This is a genomic window from Halobellus sp. Atlit-38R (assembly GCF_003665925.1).
In the GTDB taxonomy this organism is placed as follows: domain Archaea; phylum Halobacteriota; class Halobacteria; order Halobacteriales; family Haloferacaceae; genus Haloquadratum; species Haloquadratum inordinatus.
The window spans coordinates 1-469 of the sequence record NZ_QXIJ01000299.1 but is presented as its reverse complement, the minus strand read 5'-3'; the positions used below and the strand labels follow the sequence as shown (position 1 = coordinate 469).

General features: G+C 68.2%; 1 pseudogene. It reads left to right on the top strand.

The window, feature by feature from the left end:
- Positions 1-469: pseudogene (locus D3D02_RS19485) on the top strand (histidine kinase); the annotation flags it as partial.

Below are 469 nucleotides of genomic sequence, written 5' to 3'. Positions count from 1 at the left end.
ACGCGCGTGCGTTCCCGTCGGACGAGGGGCTCTCCGTCTACCTCCACGACGTCACCGAGCGACGCGAACTGGAGCGGCGCCAGGAGGAGAGCCTCCGCGCGATCCAGCGACTGTACGCGGTGTCGTCCGACCAGGAGCGCACGTTTGAGGCGAAGGTCGCGGAGATACTGACGATCGGCTGCGAGTACCTCGACATGCCGAACGGGTTCCTCACGCGGATCGAAGACGGGACCCAGCACATCGAGGTCTCGCACGCCACCCATCCCCTGTTACAGCCCGGCGAGACGTGTCCGCTCGACGAGGCGTACTGTAAGCGGACGCTCGAACGCGACCAGCTCCTGACCATCGTCGACGCCTCGGCGGAGGGGTGGGCCGGCGACCCCGCGTACGAGACGTTCGGACTGGAGACGTACGTCGGCGGCCGCGTCGAGGTCGAGGGCGAGCGGTTCGGCACGCTCTGCTTCGCCGA